Source organism: Kitasatospora sp. NPDC032757 (assembly GCF_055579305.1).
Map to the genome: position 1 here is coordinate 1 of NZ_JBVINN010000056.1, position 19035 is coordinate 19035.

Annotated in this window: 10 protein-coding genes and 1 pseudogene; all 11 read left to right on the forward strand. The window is 73.0% G+C overall.

Going from position 1 to position 19035, the window contains the following annotated elements:
- Nucleotides 1-2308 (forward strand): right-handed parallel beta-helix repeat-containing protein (locus ACZ5WK_RS36770; protein ID WP_465554356.1); only part of this gene is annotated, 2308 nt, incomplete at its 5' end.
- Between the two features lie 138 nt (nt 2309-2446).
- On the forward strand, nt 2447-3457 hold the full coding sequence (locus ACZ5WK_RS36775) for a methionine synthase (protein WP_465554358.1): 1011 nt from the start codon (nt 2447-2449) through the stop codon (nt 3455-3457).
- 23 nt (nt 3458-3480) lie between these two features.
- On the forward strand, nt 3481-5784 hold the full coding sequence (ligA, locus tag ACZ5WK_RS36780; RefSeq protein ID WP_465554398.1) for an NAD-dependent DNA ligase LigA: 2304 nt from the start codon (nt 3481-3483) through the stop codon (nt 5782-5784).
- Nucleotides 5785-6157: 373 nt separating this feature from the next.
- Nucleotides 6158-7720, forward strand: a pseudogene (locus ACZ5WK_RS36785) (putative bifunctional diguanylate cyclase/phosphodiesterase); the annotation flags it as partial.
- A 416-nt stretch (nt 7721-8136) separates the two neighbouring features.
- Entirely contained in the window at nt 8137-8433 is a 297-nt protein-coding gene (gene gatC, locus ACZ5WK_RS36790) for an Asp-tRNA(Asn)/Glu-tRNA(Gln) amidotransferase subunit GatC (RefSeq protein ID WP_035845952.1), read from the forward strand.
- Nucleotides 8434-8438: 5 nt separating this feature from the next.
- Nucleotides 8439-9932, forward strand: a complete 1494-nt coding sequence (gene gatA, locus ACZ5WK_RS36795) for an Asp-tRNA(Asn)/Glu-tRNA(Gln) amidotransferase subunit GatA (protein ID WP_465554360.1) — start codon at nt 8439-8441, stop codon at nt 9930-9932.
- Nucleotides 9929-10168, forward strand: a complete 240-nt coding sequence (locus ACZ5WK_RS36800) for a hypothetical protein (RefSeq protein WP_396320942.1) — start codon at nt 9929-9931, stop codon at nt 10166-10168. The genes gatA and ACZ5WK_RS36800 overlap by 4 nt, the downstream gene beginning before the upstream one ends.
- A 76-nt stretch (nt 10169-10244) precedes the next feature.
- Nucleotides 10245-11756 (forward strand): Asp-tRNA(Asn)/Glu-tRNA(Gln) amidotransferase subunit GatB, encoded by a 1512-nt coding sequence (gene gatB / locus ACZ5WK_RS36805; RefSeq protein WP_465554363.1) that lies wholly within the window; start codon nt 10245-10247, stop codon nt 11754-11756.
- 294 nt (nt 11757-12050) lie between these two features.
- Complete coding sequence (locus tag ACZ5WK_RS36810) at nt 12051-12215, forward strand: hypothetical protein (RefSeq protein WP_465554365.1); 165 nt, start codon at nt 12051-12053, stop codon at nt 12213-12215.
- Between the two features lie 131 nt (nt 12216-12346).
- Nucleotides 12347-15388, forward strand: coding sequence for a helix-turn-helix transcriptional regulator (locus ACZ5WK_RS36815; protein WP_465554367.1), 3042 nt, complete (start codon nt 12347-12349; stop codon nt 15386-15388).
- 434 nt (nt 15389-15822) lie between these two features.
- On the forward strand, nt 15823-18789 hold the full coding sequence (locus tag ACZ5WK_RS36820) for a putative bifunctional diguanylate cyclase/phosphodiesterase (protein ID WP_465554400.1): 2967 nt from the start codon (nt 15823-15825) through the stop codon (nt 18787-18789).
- The last annotated feature ends 246 nt before the right edge of the window (nt 18790-19035 follow it).

Below are 19035 nucleotides of genomic sequence, written 5' to 3' on the forward strand. Positions count from 1 at the left end.
CCCAGGGGGGCATCCCATTTCCAGACTTCGCACAGCCCTGGCCGTCGGGGCCACGCTGCTCGGCACGGTCGGCCTGCCGGCCGTCGGTACGAGCGTTGCGGTGGCCGGCGCCACCACGCTCTACGTCAACAACAAGGCCGGGCTGAACTGCACCGACAGCGGCGCCGGTACCCAGGCCGCGCCGTTCTGCCACGTCGGTGCCGCCGCCGCAGCCGCCCGTCCGGGCCAGACGGTCGAGATCGCCGACGGCGTCTACGACGAGGGGGACCTCACCGTCGCGGGCTCCGGTACGGCCGAGGCGCCGATCACCTTCCGCGGCCCGGCCCGGTACTCCGGAGGCATGGCCCACATCGGCGAGTTGGGCCACTCGATCAACAGTTTCGTCGTCAAGGGCGAGCACCTCAGGTTCGAGAACCTGGTCGTCTTCACGCCCGACGGGAAGCCGCTGACGGTGGACGGCGCGCGAGACGTGTCGTTCACCGGTGTGCGCCTGATGACCGGGGGCGCCCATGTCACCAACGCCTCCAGCCAGGTGGTCTTCTCCCGCAGCGAAACCAGCGTCAACGTGAAGGGGACGGCCTTCACGGTGGACGGCGGCTCCACCGGGACCGTGCTGACCACGAACCTCGTCAGCGGCACCGGCGGCACGGCCGTCCTGGTCGACGGCGCGCCGAACACGGTGATCGTCGGCAACAGCATGCTGTCGTTCTGCGGACCGGGCGTGGTCCTGACCGGGGCCTCCGGCGGTGCCACGGTGGAGAACAACGTGGTCGAGACGGGGCCCCTGTTCGGGGGGTCCTGCGCCGGCGTGGACCCGGCGCAGCACACCGGCATCACCGTCGCGGCCGCCGCGACCGCCGGGACCACGGTGGACTACAACATCGTCGACTCGCGCAGCGACGGCCTCGTCTACAACTGGGCCGGCACCGCCTACGCCGACCAGCCGGCGTTCACCGCCGCCAGCGGGCAGGGCGTTCACGACTACGTGGAGCCGGCCTCGTCCGCCTCGCCGGGACCGGACACACCCGTCAGCCACAGGATCGACTCGGCCGACGAGAACGCGCCCGGGATGCCGGCGACCGACAGCGACGGCTATGCCCCCGCGGACGACCCGCGGGTGCCCAACACCGGTACCGGCAGCGGCTTCCGCGACCGCGGTTCAAGAGAGGAGACCAACGTCGGCAGCGCGTTCACGCCGGCCGGCCCGACCCGTCTGCTGGACACTCGTGAGCCGATCGGTGTCCCGTCGGCGCAGGCCGTCCCGGCCTGGAGCAGTGTGGAGCTGCCGGTCGCGGGTGTGGCGGGGGTGCCGGCCACCGGCCTGACGGCGGTGATGATGAACGTGACGGTGACCGAGCCCACGAAGGACGGCCACCTGACGGTGTATCCGCACGGTGACGCGGTACCGAACGCGTCGAACCTGAACTGGGAGGCCGGGCGGACGATCGCGAACCTGGTGACGGTGCCGGTGCGGGACGGCAAGGTGTCCTTCTTCAACGCCTCCGACGGCCCCGTGCATCTGATCGCCGACCTGGCCGGCTACTACAGCTCGAAGGGCGACCTCTTCCACCCGCAGGGTCCGTCCCGTCTGCTGGACACCCGGGAGCCGATCGGGGTGGCGTCGGCGCAGGCCGTCCCGGCGTGGGGCACCGTCGACCTGCCGGTCGCGGGTGTGGCGGGGATCCCGGCGACGGGTGTGACCGCGGTGACGATGAACGTGACCGTGACCGAGCCGACGGTGGACGGCCACCTCACCGTCTACCCGCACGGTGGTGCCGCGCCCAACGCGTCGAACGTGAACTGGACGGCGGGCCGGACGATTCCGAACCTGGTGACGGTCCCGGTGAAGGACGGCAAGGTGTCGTTCTACAACGCCTCCGGCGGCACCGTGCACCTGCTCGCGGACCTGGCCGGCTACTACACGGCCGAGGGCAGGCTCAGCTACCGCCCGTACGGTCCGACGCGGGTGATGGACACCCGGACGTACTTCAGCACCGACCGGTACCACTCGCGTCCCCCAGGTGCCGTTCCGGCCTGGAGCACCTTGTCGGTCTACGTGGGCTCCAGCAGTTCCACCGCCGCGAGGACCCTGAACGTCACGGTCACCGAGCCGGGCGCCGAGGGCCACCTCACCGTCTACCCGGGCGGTCAGGTGATGCCCAACGTCTCGAACCTCAATTTCGTGGCCGGCGAGACCATCGCCAACCAGGTCGTGGTGCCGGTGAAGGGGGACTGGGTGTCGTTCTACAACGCGAGCGGCGCGCCGATCCACGTGGTGGTCGACTCCTTCGGCAGCGAGGAGTACTGACCGGAACGGGTCGGCCCGGACACCCGCGGCCCCGGCACCGAGCTCCACGCTCGGGGCCGGGGCCGCGGCCGTCCGTGGCCGTGGACAGCCCGCTCGCTCCCGTCCGCCGCCGTCCCCCCGATCTCGTACGCTTCGAGGGTGAGCAACGGACACCCCTTCCCCGACCTGGTCGGCGCCGCCACCGGCGTCGGATCGCTGCCCGGCACCGACGCCCGGGAGGCCGCGAAGACGGCCACCGGGGCGCTGGAGCACCTGCCCTTCCTCCCGGAGCTGCCCGCCCGCGGGCCGGGCGCCGACATGATCGGGCGCGGGGCCGGCCTGCTGGTCGAGCTGTTCGCGCAGACCGAGCCGAGCGGCTGGCGCTTCACCGACCACCCCGGCCGGGACACCAAGCGGGCCCACTCCTGGCTGGGCGAGGACCTGGACGCGCTGGAGGAGTTCACCCAGGGCTACCGGGGCGCGCTCAAGGTGCAGGCGGTCGGGCCGTGGACGCTGGCCGCCTCCATCGAGCTGAAGTACGGCGAGAAGGCGCTCGCCGACCCGGGGGCCTGCCGTGACATCGCCGGCTCGCTCGCCGAGGGCCTGCGCCGCCACCTCGACGACGTCCGCAAGCGGATCCCGGGCGCGGAGGTGGTGCTCCAGCTCGACGAGCCCTCGTTGCCCGCGGTGCTGGCCGGCCAGGTCAAGACCGCCAGCGGCTTCCAGCGGCTGCGCGCGGTCGACCGGCAGGTCGCCGAGGAGGCCCTGCGCGAGCTGATCCGTGGTCTGGACGCGCCCGTCGTGGTGCACTCCTGCGCTCCGAACGTGCCGATCCCGCTGCTGCGCCGGGCCGGGGTGGCCGGGATCTCGCTGGACTTCTCGCTCCTGACGGACCGGACGGACGACGACCTCGGCGAGGCGGTCGAGGCGGGCACGATGATCCTCGCGGGTGTCGTCCCGTCCACTGACCAGGGAGTGTCGGACCCGGCCGGTAGTGTCCAGGGTGTCAGGACGTTGTGGCGCAGGCTCGGGTTCGCCCCGGAGCTGCTGGGCCGCCGTGTGCTGGTGACACCCACCTGCGGGCTGGCCGGGGCCTCCCCGGCGTACGCGCGCCAGGCGTTGTCGCTCAGCGCGCGGGCGGCCCAGAGCCTGGTGGACAACCCGGAGTAGGACGTAACGGAGGGCTTGCGGTGGTGGCTGTCGAGGGCTGGGAGGAGATCCCGGCGGAGGTGCGCAGACGGCACGCCGAGCTGGCGGCCGAGATCGAGGACCACCGCGCCCGCTACTACGAGCAGGACGCGCCGGTCGTCAGCGACGCCGAGTTCGACGCGCTGATGCGCGAGCTGGAGGGTCTGGAGGCCGAGCACCCGGCCCTGGTCACGCCGGACTCGCCGTCGCAGAAGGTGGGCGGCGGCGCCGTCGCCGAGCTGTTCGCCGCGGTCGAGCACCGCGAGCGGCTGCTCAGCCTGGACAACGCCATGGACGACGACGAGCTCGCGGCCTGGGCCGAGCGCGTCGCCGGCGAGCTGCACGGCATCGAGTACCACTACCTCTGCGAGCTCAAGGTGGACGGCCTGGCCGTCAACCTGACGTACGTGAACGGCCAGTTGGTGCAGGCCGCGACGCGCGGCGACGGCCGCGTCGGCGAGGACATCACCGCCAACGTCCGCACCATCAAGGAGATCCCGCACCAGCTCAAGGGCGACGACATCCCCGAGCTGGTCGAGATCCGCGGTGAGGTCTACTTCCCGACCGACGCCTTCGAGGCGCTCAACGCCTCGTTCGCGGAGGAGAACGAGCGCCGCCGGCAGGAGAACGAGGAACGCGCCAAGGAGGGCAGGCGGCCCCGGGCGATGATCCGGCTGTTCATGAACCCGCGCAACGCCGCCGCCGGTTCGCTGCGCCAGAAGGACGCCCACGTCACCGCCTCCCGCCCGCTGCACATGGTGGTGCACGGCATCGGTGCCCGGGTCGGCTTCGACATCGACTGCCAGTCGCACGCCTACCGGCTGCTGCACGACTGGGGCCTGCCCACCGCCCGGCACAACCGGGTGGTCGCCACCCTCGACGAGGTCCGCGCCTTCATCAAGCAGTACGGCGAGCAGCGGCACTCGGTCGAGCACGAGATCGACGGCGTCGTGGTCAAGGTGGACGAGATCGCGCTCCAGGGCCGGCTCGGCGCCACCTCCAAGTCCCCGCGCTGGGCGATCGCGTGGAAGTACCCGCCGGAGGAGGTCACCGGAAAGCTGGCCGCGATCAAGGTCGGCATCGGCCGCACCGGCCGGGCCACCCCGTACGCGGTGCTGGCGGAGCCGGTGAAGGTGGCCGGCTCGATGGTCCAGTACGCGACGCTGCACAACCAGCAGGTCGTCAAGGCCAAGGACGTCCTGCTCGGCGACACCGTGGTGCTGCGCAAGGCGGGCGACGTCATCCCGGAGATCCTCGGCCCGGTCTACGACCTGCGGGACGGCACCGAGCAGGAGTTCGTGATGCCCTCGCACTGCCACGAGTGCGGCGCCGAGCTGCGCCCGATGGCCGAGGGGGACATCGACCTGCGCTGCCCGAACGCGCAGTACTGCCCGGCCCAGGTCCGCGAGCGGATCGCCTTCCTCGGCGGCCGTTCGTCCCTGGACATCGAGGGCCTCGGCTATGTCGCGGCCACCGCGCTGACCCAGCCGCTGGAGCCGGCCGAGGCTCCGGTGAAGGACGAGGGCGACATCTTCGGCCTCACCGAGGAGCAGCTGCTGCCGATCAAGGTGCTGGTCCGCGACCCGAAGACGGGCATGCCCAAGCTGGACGACAAGACCGGCAAGGAGAAGGAGGTCTTCTTCTTCGCCACCACGACGGGTGTGCCGAAGAAGTCGCTCCGGACGCTTCTCGACAACCTGGAGAAGGCGAAGGACCGCCCGCTGGCTCGATTCATCAACGGGCTGTCGATCCGTCACGTCGGCCCGGTGGCCGCCCAGGAGCTGGCCCGGGAGTTCCGCGATCTGGAGAGGATCTTCGAGGCGAGCGAGGAGGAGCTGGCGGCGGTCGAGGGCGTCGGCCCGATCATCGCCCGCTCGGTCAAGGAGTGGCACCAGGAGGAGTGGCACCGGGAGATCCTGGAGAAGTGGCGCCGGGCGGGCGTCCGCTTCACCGAGGAGTTCGCCGAGGAGCAGGGCGAGCGTCCGCTGGAGGGCCTGACCGTCGTCGTCACCGGCACGCTGACCGGGCACACCCGGGACGGCGCCAAGGAGGCGCTGACCTCGCGCGGAGCCAAGGTGACCGGCTCGGTGTCGAAGAAGACGCACTTCGTGGTGGCCGGCGAGAACCCCGGTTCCAAGTACGACAAGGCCGTTCAGCTCGGCCTGCCGGTGCTGGACGACGCGGGCTTCGCCGTCCTGCTGGAGCAGGGCCCGGACGCCGCCCGCCGCCACCTCGGCCTGCCCGAACCGGAGGCCGCCGAGGGGTCCGCCGCGGGCTCCGAGGAGGAGGCGGCCCCGGCCGGGGAGTGACCCGCGCGCGGAGGCGCCGAGTCCGTCTTGTTATCGTCCTGATGCAACGTCACCGGGTGCTGCACAGTGAAAGCGGGCATTGTGTCACTGTGCGACACCCGAACGCGGTGGCGCGTTCCCGGTTGTCCGAAAGTCTGCCCGCGCGGTGGACCCCGGAATACCCTGGAGCGCAACAGAGTGTCAGCAGGGGTGGGGGCACCGGCTGAGCCGGTCTCCGCGGGGTCGCTCCATGCCCGGCAGCTGCCGGCACCAGCACGGTGCCTCACCGTAAGGCGGCCTGACGGGGCGGGCCCGACGGAGGACAGGGCTTATGGATCGTACGACCGGCGGTGCGCCCACACGCCCGCCGCAGGGGGTGGCAGGTGCGGTCCTGCTGCTCGGCGTGCTGCTGGCCGGCGCCGCGCCGCTCATTCCGCTGGCCGTTCTGGTCTACCGGTACGAGCCCGAGCTGCTGCCGTTGTTCGCCGTGCCGCTGGCCGTGCTGGTCGCGGCCTGGCGGATCGCCCGCGACCGTGCCCGGGACCAGCTCACCGACCCGCTGACGGACCTGCCCAACCGCCAGGCGTTACTGCTGGCCGCCCAGGAGGCGATCGCCGAACACGACCAGGGGTACAGCGTCGGGCTGATACTGCTCGACCTCGACCGGTTCCGGTCGCTCAACGACACGCTCGGGCACACCGCCGGTGACCGGCTGCTGGTGCACATCGCCCGCAGGCTGCACCGGGCGCTGCGCTCCGGCGGCCCGGCCGGCAGCGCCACCCGGGAGTCCATCGACGACGTGTTCGCCGGCCTGCCCCGGCACTACCGGGGCGGGCGCCCGATGGTGGCCCGGATGGGCGGCGACGAGTTCGCCGTCCTGCTGCCCGGCATCGGCTGCCCGGACACCCTGGAGCGGGTCGCCAAGGCGCTGATCACGGAGCTGGCCGCGCCGATCCGCCTCGACGGGCTGCTGCTCGTCCTGGAGGCCAGCGCCGGCGTCTGCGTCTATCCGCAGCACGCCCAGGACGCCGAGTCGCTGCTGCGCCGCGCCGACGTCGCGATGGGCCACGCCCAGCGCGGCCACACCTCGGTCGAGCAGTACGACGAGACCCAGGACGCCGACACGCCGTACCGGATCGGGCTGCTGGGGGATCTCCGGCGGGCGCTGGAGACCGGCGAGGTGCAGCTGCACTACCAGCCGAAGGTGGCCTTCGACGGCCGGGTGGTCGGGCTGGAGGCGCTGCTGCGCTGGGAGCGGCCCGGCCAGGGCAAGGTCTCGCCGGACGAGTTCGTCGGCCTCGCCGAGTCCAGCGGCCTGATGCCACGGCTGACCGACTACGTGCTGGAGGCGGCCGTCGGCCAGCTCGCCTACTGGCGCGACCAGGGGCTCCAGGTGCAGGTCGCGGTGAACGTCTCGCCGCGCGACGTGCTCAACCCGGGCTTCGCCCAGCGGGTCGCCGGCCACCTCGTCCGCCACCAGGTGCCGGCCCACGCGCTCCAGCTGGAGATCACCGAGCGGCTGCTGCTGGACGACTCCCGGCGCGCCGCCGACACCCTGGCCGAGCTGCGCGGCTACGGCGTCGGGATGTCCCTGGACGACTTCGGTACCGGCCATTCCTCGCTGGTGCGGCTGCGCAGCCTGCCGGTCGGCGAGCTGAAGATCGACCGCTCCTTCGTCTCCCGGATGGTCGCCGACGACCACGACGCGGCGGTGGTCCGCTGCTCGGTGGAGCTGGCGCACTCGCTCGGCCTGACCGTGGTCGCCGAGGGCGTCGAGGACGACGAGACCTGGGAGCGGTTGCACTGCATGGGCGTGGACGCCGTCCAGGGCTGGCTGGTCTCCGCGGCGCTGCCGGCGGAGCAGGCCACCGCCTGGCTGCGGGTGCACCGCACCGGCGCCCCGCCGGTGGAGCGGCTCACCACCGCCGCGCAGCTGCCGCCGGTGCTCCAGCCCGGCGTCCAGCCGGTGATGCCACCCGCGATCCAGCCCGTGCTCCAGGCCGGGATCCAGCCGGTGCTCAAGCCCGGGATCCAGCCCGTGATCAACCCGGTGATCAACCCGGTCGTCCCGCCCGTCCTGCCGCCCGTGGTCCAGGCCGCGCAGGCCGCGCAGATGGAGATCCGGGCCCCGGGAAGCCCGAACTAGCCTCCGGGCGGCCCGCAGTGGCGCTCCCCGACGCCGCGGGGAGCCGTCGCGCCGCGCCACGGTGACCGGGCCCCGGCGTTACTCGTTGGCCGGTGGCCGGGCCGGGCCCCATAGGATGGGGCCACAGACCAAGAGGACGGGAGCGCCGAGCCGGCTGCTCCTGCCCGGGCCCGGCACGCTTCACCGCACCGCCGGGCCTCACCAGAACTCACCCTGAGGATCGCTGCATGCCTGGCATCACGCGCGAGGAGGTCGCCCACCTCGCTCGGCTGTCGCGTCTGGAGTTGCAGGCCGAAGAGCTGGACCACTTCGCCGAGCAGCTCGACGTGATCATCGGCGCGGTCGCCCGCGTTTCCGAGGTCGCCGGACAGGACGTCCCGCCGACCTCCCACCCGCTCCCGCTGACCAACGTCATGCGCGCGGACGAGGTGCGGCCGTCGCTCACTCCGGAGCAGGCGCTGGCCGGCGCCCCCGCCGCCGAGGAGCAGCGTTTCCGTGTGCCGCAGATCCTCGGGGAGGACTGACCGAGATGACCGAGCTGATCCGCTACACCGCCGCTCAGACCGCGAGCGCCATCGCCAACGGCGAGGTTTCCGCCGTCGAGGTCGCCCAGGCGCACCTCGACCGCATCGAGGCCGTCGACAAGAAGGTCAACGCCTTCCTGCACGTCGACACGGAGGGCGCGCTGAGCGCCGCCAAGGCCGTGGACGAGAAGCGCGCCAAGGGCGAGGAGCTGGGCCCGCTGGCCGGCGTCCCGCTCGCGCTGAAGGACGTCTTCACCACCAAGGGTGTGCCGACCACCTGCGGCTCCAAGATCCTCGAAGGCTGGATCCCGCCGTACGACGCCACCCTGACCACCCGTCTCAAGGACGCCGGCGTGGTCATCCTCGGCAAGACCAACATGGACGAGTTCGCGATGGGCTCCTCCACCGAGAACTCCGCCTACGGCGCCACCGGCAACCCGTGGGACCTCAGCCGCATCCCCGGCGGCTCCGGCGGCGGTTCGGCCGCCGCGCTGGCCGCCTACGAGGCCCCGCTGGCGATCGGCACCGACACCGGCGGCTCGATCCGCCAGCCCGGCGCCGTGACCGGCACCGTCGGCGTGAAGCCGACCTACGGTTCGGTCTCCCGCTACGGCCTGGTCGCGTTCTCCAGCAGCCTGGACCAGGGCGGCCCGTGCGCCCGCTCCGTGCTGGACGCGGCACTGCTGCACGAGGCCATCGCCGGCTACGACCCGCTGGACTCCACCTCGATCAACGCGCCGGTCCCGGCCGTGGTCGAGGCGGCGAAGCGGCGCGACATCCGCGGCATGCGGATCGGCGTCGTCAAGGAGTTCGCCGGCGAGGGCTACCAGGCCGGCGTGATGCAGCGGTTCAACGAGTCCGTGGAGCTGCTGCGCGAGCTGGGCGCCGAGGTCGTCGAGGTCTCCTGCCCGTCGTTCACCCTGGCGCTGCCCGCGTACTACCTGATCGCGCCCAGCGAGGCCTCGTCCAACCTGGCCCGCTTCGACGCGATGCGCTACGGCCTGCGGGTCGGCGACGACGGCACCCGCTCCGCCGAGGACGTCACCGCCCTGACCCGCGAGGCCGGCTTCGGCCCCGAGGTGAAGCGCCGCATCATCCTCGGCACCTACGCCCTCTCCTCGGGCTACTACGACGCCTACTACGGCTCGGCCCAGAAGGTGCGCACGCTCATCTCGCGCGACTTCGACGCCGCCTTCGCCGGCGTGGACGTCCTGGTCTCCCCGACCACGCCGACCACCGCCTTCCCGATCGGCGAGCGCGCCGACGACCCGATGGCGATGTACCTGGCCGACCTGTGCACGATTCCGTCGAACCTCGCGGGCAACGCGGCCATGTCGCTGCCCTGCGGACTGGCCCCGGAGGACAATCTCCCGGTCGGCCTGCAGATCATCGCACCCGCGATGGCGGACGACCGCCTGTACCGCGTGGGCGGCGCCGTCGAGGCCGCACTCAACGACAAGTGGGGGCACCCCCTGCTGGAGGAGGCACCGGCACTGTGAGCAAGATCGAGAAGGCCAAGGGCTTCAAGCACAGCAAGCCCGGCCTGTGGCTTTCCATCGGTACCAGCGCCTTCGGCGCGGTCTCGATCGTCAAGGACGTGAAGAAGGCCCGCGGCGAGAACGACACGCTCAAGCTGATCAACGCCCTGGTCGGCGCCGCGGCCCTGGTCACCGGCACCGCCCTGCTCGTGCGCGAACTGCGCCGCCTCGGCGACGACGACGTGCTGCTGGGCTGAGAAGCCCCCGGCCCGGCCCGCACCCCGGTGCGCGGCCGGGCCCGTACCTCCACAGACTTTTAGCGAAGGGGACGCTGTGAGCGTCATGAACCTGGTCTCCTACGAGGACGCTCTCGCGTCGTACGACCCGGTGATGGGCCTTGAGGTCCACGTCGAGCTGGGCACCAAGACCAAGATGTTCTGCGGTTGCTCGACCGAGCTGGGTGCCGAGCCGAACAGCCAGGTCTGCCCGACCTGCCTGGGCCTGCCGGGCTCGCTTCCGGTGGTCAACGCGATCGGCGTGGAGTCGGCCGTCAAGATCGGCCTGGCGCTGAACTGCGAGATCGCCGAGTGGTGCCGGTTCGCCCGGAAGAACTACTTCTATCCGGACATGCCGAAGAACTTCCAGACCTCGCAGTACGACGAGCCGATCGCCTTCAACGGCTACCTCGACGTGCAGCTGGAGGACGGCTCGACCTTCCGTGTGGAGATCGAGCGCGCCCACATGGAGGAGGACACCGGCAAGTCCAGCCACGTCGGCGGCGCGACCGGCCGGATCCACGGTGCCACCCACTCGCTGCTCGACTACAACCGGGCCGGTATCCCGCTGATCGAGATCGTCACCAAGCCGATCGAGGGCGCCGGCGAGCGCGCCCCCGAGGTCGCCAAGGCGTACGTCGCCGAGCTGCGCGAGCTGATCAAGGCGCTGGGCGTCTCCGAGGCCCGGATGGACAAGGGCCAGATGCGCTGCGACGTCAACCTGTCGCTGCGCCCCAACGGCACCGAGACCTTCGGCACCCGCTCGGAGACCAAGAACGTCAACTCCCTGCGCAGCGTGGAGCGGGCCGCCCGGTTCGAGATCCAGCGGCACGCCACCGTCCTGACCGACGGCGACACGATCGTCCAGGAGACCCGGCACTTCCACGAGGAGGACGGCAGCACCACCTCGGGCCGGATCAAGGACAACGCCGAGGACTACCGCTACTTCCCCGAGCCGGACCTCGTCCCGATCGCGCCCTCGCGCGAGTGGGTCGAGGAGCTGCGGGCCGGCCTGCCCGAGCTGCCGCGCGTGCGCCGGGCCCGGCTGCAGGGCGAGTGGGGCCTGTCCGACAAGGACATGCAGTCGGTGCTGAACGCCGGTGCGGTCGAGCCGATCCTGGAGACCATCGCCGCCGGCGCCCCGGCCGACCAGGCCCGCAAGTGGTGGATGGGCGAGCTGGCCCGCCGGGCCAACGAGACCGGCACCGAGCTGAGCGAGCAGCCGATCACCCCGGCGCAGGTCGCCCGGGTCACCGCGCTGGTCGCCGAGGGCAAGCTGAACGACAAGCTGGCCCGTCAGGTCATCGAGGCCGTGCTGGCCGGCGAGGGCGAGCCGGACGAGGTCGTCGAGAAGCGCGGCCTGGCCGTCGTCTCGGACGACTCCGCGCTCGGTGCCGCCGTCGACCAGGCCATCGCCGGCAACGAGGCGATCGCCGCCAAGATCCGCGACGGCAAGGTCGCCGCGGTGGGCGCGCTGGTCGGCGCGGTCATGAAGGCCACCCGCGGCCAGGCCGACGCGGCCCGCGTGAAGGACCTCATCCTGGAGCGGCTCGGCGTGGAAGGTCAGTAGGAACGGCCCGGAGCGGCCCGGCGTGGAAGGGCAGCGGGCAGAGCCCGCAAGCCTGGAGCGGTTCGGCTGCTCGGCCTGAGTTTCTAAGGCGACTAAGGCCTTCTAAGGTGCCTTAGTGCGGTCTAAGGCCCGGTTTCACCCCCATAAGAGGGGTAGAGCCGGGCCTTCGCCGTTTCCGGGGCTCCCCCTAAGGCGATCGGCGCCCGGAAGATGCGGCAGGCTGCCGATGTGGTGCACCCCCCTGGGAGAGGAGTCTTTACCTCAGAACGAGAGACCACCACGAGGGGAAACACCGTGATCGAGTACGAGCTCATCCAGCAGCACCAGAGCGAACTCCGCCACCGCGCCGAGCACGAGCGGATGGTCCGCGAGGCCGTCGTCCCGAAGGCCGGCCGCGGGATCCGCCGCCTGGTCGCCACCCGTGCCGACCGGCGCACCGCGCGCCTGCGCGAGTGCTGACGGGCCGCCACCCGGCCGAGGCCGGGGCGGAGACGGAAGGGGAGGCGCGGTCCAGCGCCTCCCCTTCCGGGCGTCCGGGAGGTGGGATATCCCCTCGGCCGGGCGGATCGGCTTATGGCATGCTCAGCTCCATGCAGCAGATATCGGTGAGTCCCGTCTTCGTCGGCCGTGGCACGGAGATCACCGATCTGACAGACGCGCTGCGGCGGGCCGGCTCCGGGAGCCCGCAGACCGTGCTGATCGGCGGCGAGGCCGGCGTCGGCAAGACCCGGTTGCTGGAGGAGTTCCTCTCCCGCGCCTGTACCGGCGACGGGAGAGTGGTCACCACCGTCGGCGGCTGTCTGGAGGTCGGTGCCGAGGGGCTGCCCTACGCACCGCTGGCCACCGCGCTGCGCCGGCTCCACCGCGGTCTGGGCACCGAGCTGGAGGTGGCCGCCGCCGGTATGGAGGGTCATCTCGCCCGGCTGCTGCCCGACTTCGGCGAGGCCGACGGCGAACCCAACGACGAGTACGGCCGGGCCCGGCTGTTCGAGCACACCGCGAGGTTGTTCGAACGGCTCGGCACGGACCGTACCCTCGTGCTCGCCGTCGAGGACCTGCACTGGTCGGACCGCTCCACCCGGGAGCTGTTCGCCTACCTGGTGCGCACCCTGCACCGCGCCCGCGTCCTGCTGGTCGCCACCTACCGCACCGACGACCTGCACCGGCGGCACCCGCTGCGGCCGTTCCTGGCCGAGCTGGAGCGGCTGCGCACCGTGCAGCGGATGGAGCTGGAGCGGTTCGGCCCGGGCGAGGTCGCCGCGCAGCTGGCCGGCATCCTCGGCACCACCGATCCGGACCGGCAGCTGGTCGACCGGATCCACCGCCGCTCCGAGGGCAACCCGTTCTTCGTCGAGGAGCTCGCGACCGCCTTCCAGGACGGCTGTTCGACCGGGCTCACCGACTCGTTGCGGGACATCCTGCTGGTCCGGGTCGAGGCGCTGGACGAGGAGACCCAGCGGGTGCTGCGGATCGCCGCCGAGGGCGGCTCCTACGTCGAACACGCGCTGCTGGCCGCCGTGCTGGACGACGAGGAGGGGCTGATCGAGTCGCTGCGCGCCGCGGTCGGCGCCAACATCCTGCGCCCGGACACCGACGGCGACGGCTACCGGTTCCGGCACGCCCTGGTCCGCGAGGCGGTCTCGGACGACCTGCTGCCCGGCGAGCGGCACCGGATCAACCGCCGCTTCGCCACCGCGCTGGAGGAGCAGCCGCACCTGGTCGGCAGCGACGTCCGCCCGGCCCGGCTGGCCAACTACTGGTACCACGCGCACGATCCCGCGCGTGCCCTGCCCAGCGCGCTGGACGCCGCCCGGGCCGCCCGCCGGCGCAACGCCTTCGCCGAGCAGCTGCGGATGCTGGAGCGCGCCCTGGAGCTGTGGGACGAGGTCTCCGAGGAGGTGCTGGAGCACACCCTGCGCCCGTACGACTGGGCCGAGACCTACCCGCCGTGCTCCTGCGACGTGGAGACGCACGACCAGGACTGCGAGCGGCTGCAGCTGGTCGACGTGCTCGCCGAGGCGGTGGTCGCGGCCCGCCGCAGCGGGGACCGCGAGCGCGGGCTGAGCCTCTCCCGGCGGGCGCTGAAGCTGGTCGACGAGGCCAGGGACCCGGCCCGCGCCGCCTGGTTCCGGATGAACCGGGCCCGGATGTTCGGCCACCTGAACCGCTCCAAGGACCAGGACGAGGCGGCCTACGCCCGGCGCCTGGTCGAGCACCTGCCGCCGTCCGCCGTCCAGGCCGAGGTGTTCGCGCTGAGCGCCGGCATCGCCATGCTCAACAGCCCCACCGGCGAGAGCATCGAACTCGCCGAGCGGGCCGCGGCGATCGCCCGCCAGGTCGGGGCGCACGCCGTCGAGCAGCACGCCCGGATGACGCTCGGCACCCTGCGCAACGACCTGGGGAACGACCCCGACGCCGCCATCGCCGAGCTGACCGAGGCGGTCGCCGCCACCCGCGAGCTCGGCGTCCCGGACCTCATGCTCCGCGGGCTCAACAACCTGGCCAGCCTGTTGCAGTCGCTCGGCCGCGCGGAGGAGGCCGTGGCGCTCGCCCGGGAGGGGCTGGAGACGGCCGACGGCACCGGCCTGCTGCGCAACATCGGCACCCTGCTGGTCGGCAACCTCGCCGAGGCGCTGATCGACGTCGGCCGTACCGAGGAGGCGGCCGAGCTGCTGGCCGGCGCCGAGCGGACCCAGCACCCGGGCAGCCACGCCGAGTTCCTCGACCGGCTGCGGGGCGAGCTGGCCCTGATGCGCGGGGACCTCCCCTCGGCGGCCGGCATGCTGGCCCAGGCCCGGGCCTCGGACCGGGTCTGCCAGTTCCAGCACTCCGTGCCGATCTCCCGGCTCGCGGTGATGATCGCCTCCCGCGGCGGGCGACCGCTGGAGGCCCGGGCCGAGCTGCTCGCCGTGATCGACGGCCCGGTCCCCGCGGGGAACGAGGCCGCGCTCTACCCCCTGCTGGTGGACGGCGCCGCGGCCGAGGCCGACAGCAGGGGCCTGCCGGAGGCCGCCGAGGGCCGGGCCGAGGTGCTGGCGAAGATCGCCGAGCTGGCCGCCCGGCTGACCCCGAAGGCGCCGTTGCACCACGGCTGGGCCCGGTTGCTGGAGGCCGAACTGGCCCGCGCCGAGGGCACCGACACCCCGGCGCACTGGGCGGCCGCCGTCGAGGCGCTGCGGCCGACCGGGCTGCCGGGCCCGCTGGCGGTGGCGCTGATGCGCGCCGCGGAGGCCGATGTGCTGGTCGGCTGCCGGGAGTCGGGCACCGAACTGCTGCGCGAGGCACGGACGTTGGCCAGGGTGCGGTCCGACAGTGCGCTGCTGGCCGAGATCACCGGCCTGGCCGAGCGGGCCGGCCTGGCGCTCACCGCCCGGGCGGCCACGCCTGCCAGGCCGGCGCCGGTCGGCGACTCCCTCGGTCTCACCCCCCGTGAGCGGGACGTGCTCCGGTTGCTCACCCGGGGTCGCACCAACCGGCAGATCGCGGAGGAGCTGTACATCTCCCCGAAGACCGCGAGCGTGCACGTGTCCAACATCCTCGGCAAGCTCGCGGTGGCCGGCCGGGGCGAGGCCGCCGCGCTGGCCCACCGGTTGCGGCTCTTCCCGGAGGACCTGGCGCCCGTCGGCCGCTGAGCCTGGCCGCCGTCGGCGCCCGCCGGCCGCACCGCCCGCACCGGGGGGTGATCGGCGGGCGCCTCCATGTGCTTCTATGCGCGCCGCGTGAGCCCCTTCCCGTGCGCCCCCGCCAATCGGCCCGTTCCAGCCGATTCAGGTGCAATTCCCCACTCACGCACCATTACTCTAAGTGGAGTGTGCGTGTCATTGAGTGACCAAAGTGGTGTAGGGTCCCGAGTGGGAACATCGGTGCGGTGCGTCGGCCGGCAGGTCGTCCACCCCCTGGGCCACCGCCCTGACGGGGCGCCAGGCCACCGCGTACGGCCACCAGGTGCGCGGCCGGTGGCCCGTGGCCGGGGCGCCAGGCCCCGGGCCGGAGGGGGAGAGGCCGAGTGAGCTCCACCGATGCGGTGCTGCCCGGGGCCGGACGGCCGGGTGTACCGGACACCGACATGTCCGCAACCGCGCGGCCAAGCCCGGTCCGCCGGCTACTCGACAGCCGCAGCCTGCCCGGCGCCGTCCTCGGCGCCCTCTGCCTGGCCTACGCGACGGGTGCGGCCCTGGGCTGGGGGTCCCGCCAACTCGCCATCTTCATGGGTGATTTCGGCCTGGCCGCGGCCGCCCTCGCGGCCGCGGTGTCCTGCCTCGCGTACGGCTGCACGATCGGCGGCCACGCCCGGCCGGCCTGGCTGCTGTTCGGCCTCTCCTCGCTCATGGTCGCCTTCGGCAACGGCACCTGGGGCTGGTACGAGCTGGTCGAGCGCACCCAGCTGCCGCAGCACTCGCTCGCCGAGTACGCCTTCCTGCTGTTCGCCCCGCTCGCCATCACCGGCGTGCTGGTCCTCGCCCAGCGCCCGCGCAGCGCCGCCGGCTGGCTCTGCCTGATGCTCGACGGCTGGCTGGTGGCCGGCTCGCTGTTCACCCTCAGCTGGAGCCTGGCGCTCGGCCGGATCGCCGCCGGCGAGGTCGGCTCCCCGCTGCGCCTCGCCCTCAACCTGGCCTACCCGGTGCTGGACATCCTGCTGGTCAGCCTGGTGGTCGGGCTGCGCTTCGGCGGCCGCGACGGCAACCGGGCGGCGGTCCACACCGCGATGATCGGCCTGGCCCTCACCGTGCTCTGCGACGCCCTCTTCACCTCCCCCGAGCTGCGCAACAGCTACCACTCGGGGGAGCTCCTGGACGCGGGCTGGTTCGCCGGAAGCCTGCTGCTCGCCTGGGCGCCGTGGTGCTCGCGCCGGCGCCGCCCGCTGCGCGAGCACCCCTCGGCCGGGGGCCTGCCGCGCCGCCGGGTGGCCACCACCTTCAGTGCCCTCACCCCGTACGCGGCGGCCGCGGTCTGCACCGCCGGCATCCTCTACAACGCCCTCGGCGGCCGGCCGCTGGACCGGGTGGTGGCCGCCGCCGCCTGCACCGTCGGCCTGGCGCTGATCCTGCGACAAGGCGTGATGCTGCTGGACAACCTCTCGCTGGCGCAGGAGCTCGCGCACAAGGAGGCGCACTTCCGCTCCCTGGTGCAGGGCTCCAGCGACGTCATCATGATCGCCGGCGCCAGCGGCGTGCTCTCCTACGTCTCCCCGGCCGCGCTCGGCGTCTACGGGCGGGAACCGGAGGAGCTGGTCGGCGGTAACCTGCTGGACCTCGTCCACCCCGAGGACGTCGACCGGGTGCTGCTGGAGGTCCGCCGTTTCCTGGCCCGCGGCCGGTTGCTGGCGCACCGCTCGCCGGGCGCCGCCGCCGAGGTGTCCGCGGCCCGGGTGGAGTGCCGGATCAGCTCCGGCACCGGCGAGTGGCTGCACGTCGAGTCGACCGTCAACCGGTACCGCGACGGCCTGATCCTGAACAGCCGGGACGTCACCGAACGCGTGATACTCCAGGCCCAGTTGCAGCACAACGCCTTCCACGACCCGCTCACCGACCTGCCCAACCGGGCGCTCTTCGCCCAGCGCCTGCGGGGCGCCCTCGCCGCGCGCGGACAGCAGGGCGAGGCGGGCACCGGGGTCGCCGTGCTCTTCCTCGACCTGGACGGCTTCAAGGCGGTCAACGACAGCGCCGGCCACCAGGTCGGTGACGAGCTGCTGGTGCAGGCCGCGCGCCGGCTGCAGGGCGCCGTCCGGTGCGGGGACACCGTCGCCCGCTTCGGCGGGGACGAGTTCGCCGCCCTGGTCTGCGGCCCGCTCGGCCGCCTCCAGGTCCAGGAGCTCGCCGAGCGGCTGAGGGTCGCGCTCTCCGAGCCGTACTGGATCGGCGGCGCCGAACTCGCCGTCGCGGCCAGCATCGGCATCGCCTTCGGCACCCCCGAGCGCGGCCCGGCCGCCGACCCCAGAGCCGCCGCCGACGAGCTGATGCGCAACGCCGACCTCGCGATGTACCGGGCCAAGTCCGAGGGCAAGGGCCGGGTGGTGCTCTACACCCCGGCCATGCGGGCCGACCTGGAACGCCGCACCGAACTGGAGGAGCGGCTGCGGGTCGCCGTCCGGGAGGGCGGCTTCACGCTGCTGCACCAGCCCGTGGTGGACCTCTCCTCCGGCGCCGTCACCAGCGTCGAGGCACAGGCCCGGTGGCGCTCGGCCCAGGGCCTGCTGCTGACCCCCGCCGAGTTCCTGCGCTCCGCCGAGCACGGCGACGCGGCCACCCGGTTCTCCCGCTGGCTGATCCACGAGGCGGTGACCGCCGCGGCGCTGCGGTGCGGGCTGCCGGTCAGAACCCGCTCGGCGCCGACCCCCGTCCCGGTCTCGGTCCGGCTCTCGGCCGAGCGGCTCTGCTCACCCGGCATGTACGAGGCCGTGGTGGCCGCGCTGCGGGACAGCGGGCTGCCGGCCGGCCAACTGGTCGTCGAGGTGGCCCGGATGGGCCCGGACGGGCTGGCCGACGAACTCGGCCGCCGGCTGGCCGCGCTGCGCCGGCTCGGCGTCTCCACCGCCCTGGCCGGCTTCGGGGCCGGTCACGGCTCGCTCGGCGCGCTGGCCCGGCTGCCCTTCGACGGGCTCAAGCTGGACCGCACGCTCGTCCAGGGCCTCGGCGAGTCGGGGCTCAGCCGGACGCTGGCCGGGCACGCCCTGCGGCTCGGCCGCGACCTCGGCCTGGTCACCGCCGCCGAGGGGGTGGACCTGCCGCGCCAGGTCTCCCTGCTCCAGGAGTTGGGCTGCCGGCAGGGCCAGGGCTCGGCCTTCGCCCCGCCGCTGGACGAGACCAGGCTGCGGCGCGCGCTGGTCCGCCGGGTGTACCCGCTGCCGCGGCCGTTCGGCTCGCTCTCGGCCCGCCGCGCGTACCTCGCCGCGGACACCCGGACGGGTGGCCGCGGGGAGTCCGCCGGAGGGCGTGTCGTACATCACCACAGTGGCTCCGACCTGCCCGAACACCGCGCCGTGAGGGGGCCGGGGCATGGTCCGCATGGCGAGACTGTCGTCCCACCTGCTTGACAGTCGGCCCCGCACGGGAGGAAGGTCGTTGCCATGCGCACCCGAATTCTCGTACTTGGCGGGCGCGTCGGCTGAGCGGGCCATGCCCGACTCGTGAGAGACCGACGCGCCACCCCTCGCATGCCCTTGGCACGAGGGGTTTTTTGTTGCACTGACACTGTTCCACTCCGCAAGACCACTGGCCCCGGCCGCCCCCGACCGCCCCGAATCAGCGGGAAAAGGGGGACGATTGGGGCAGAGCCGGCG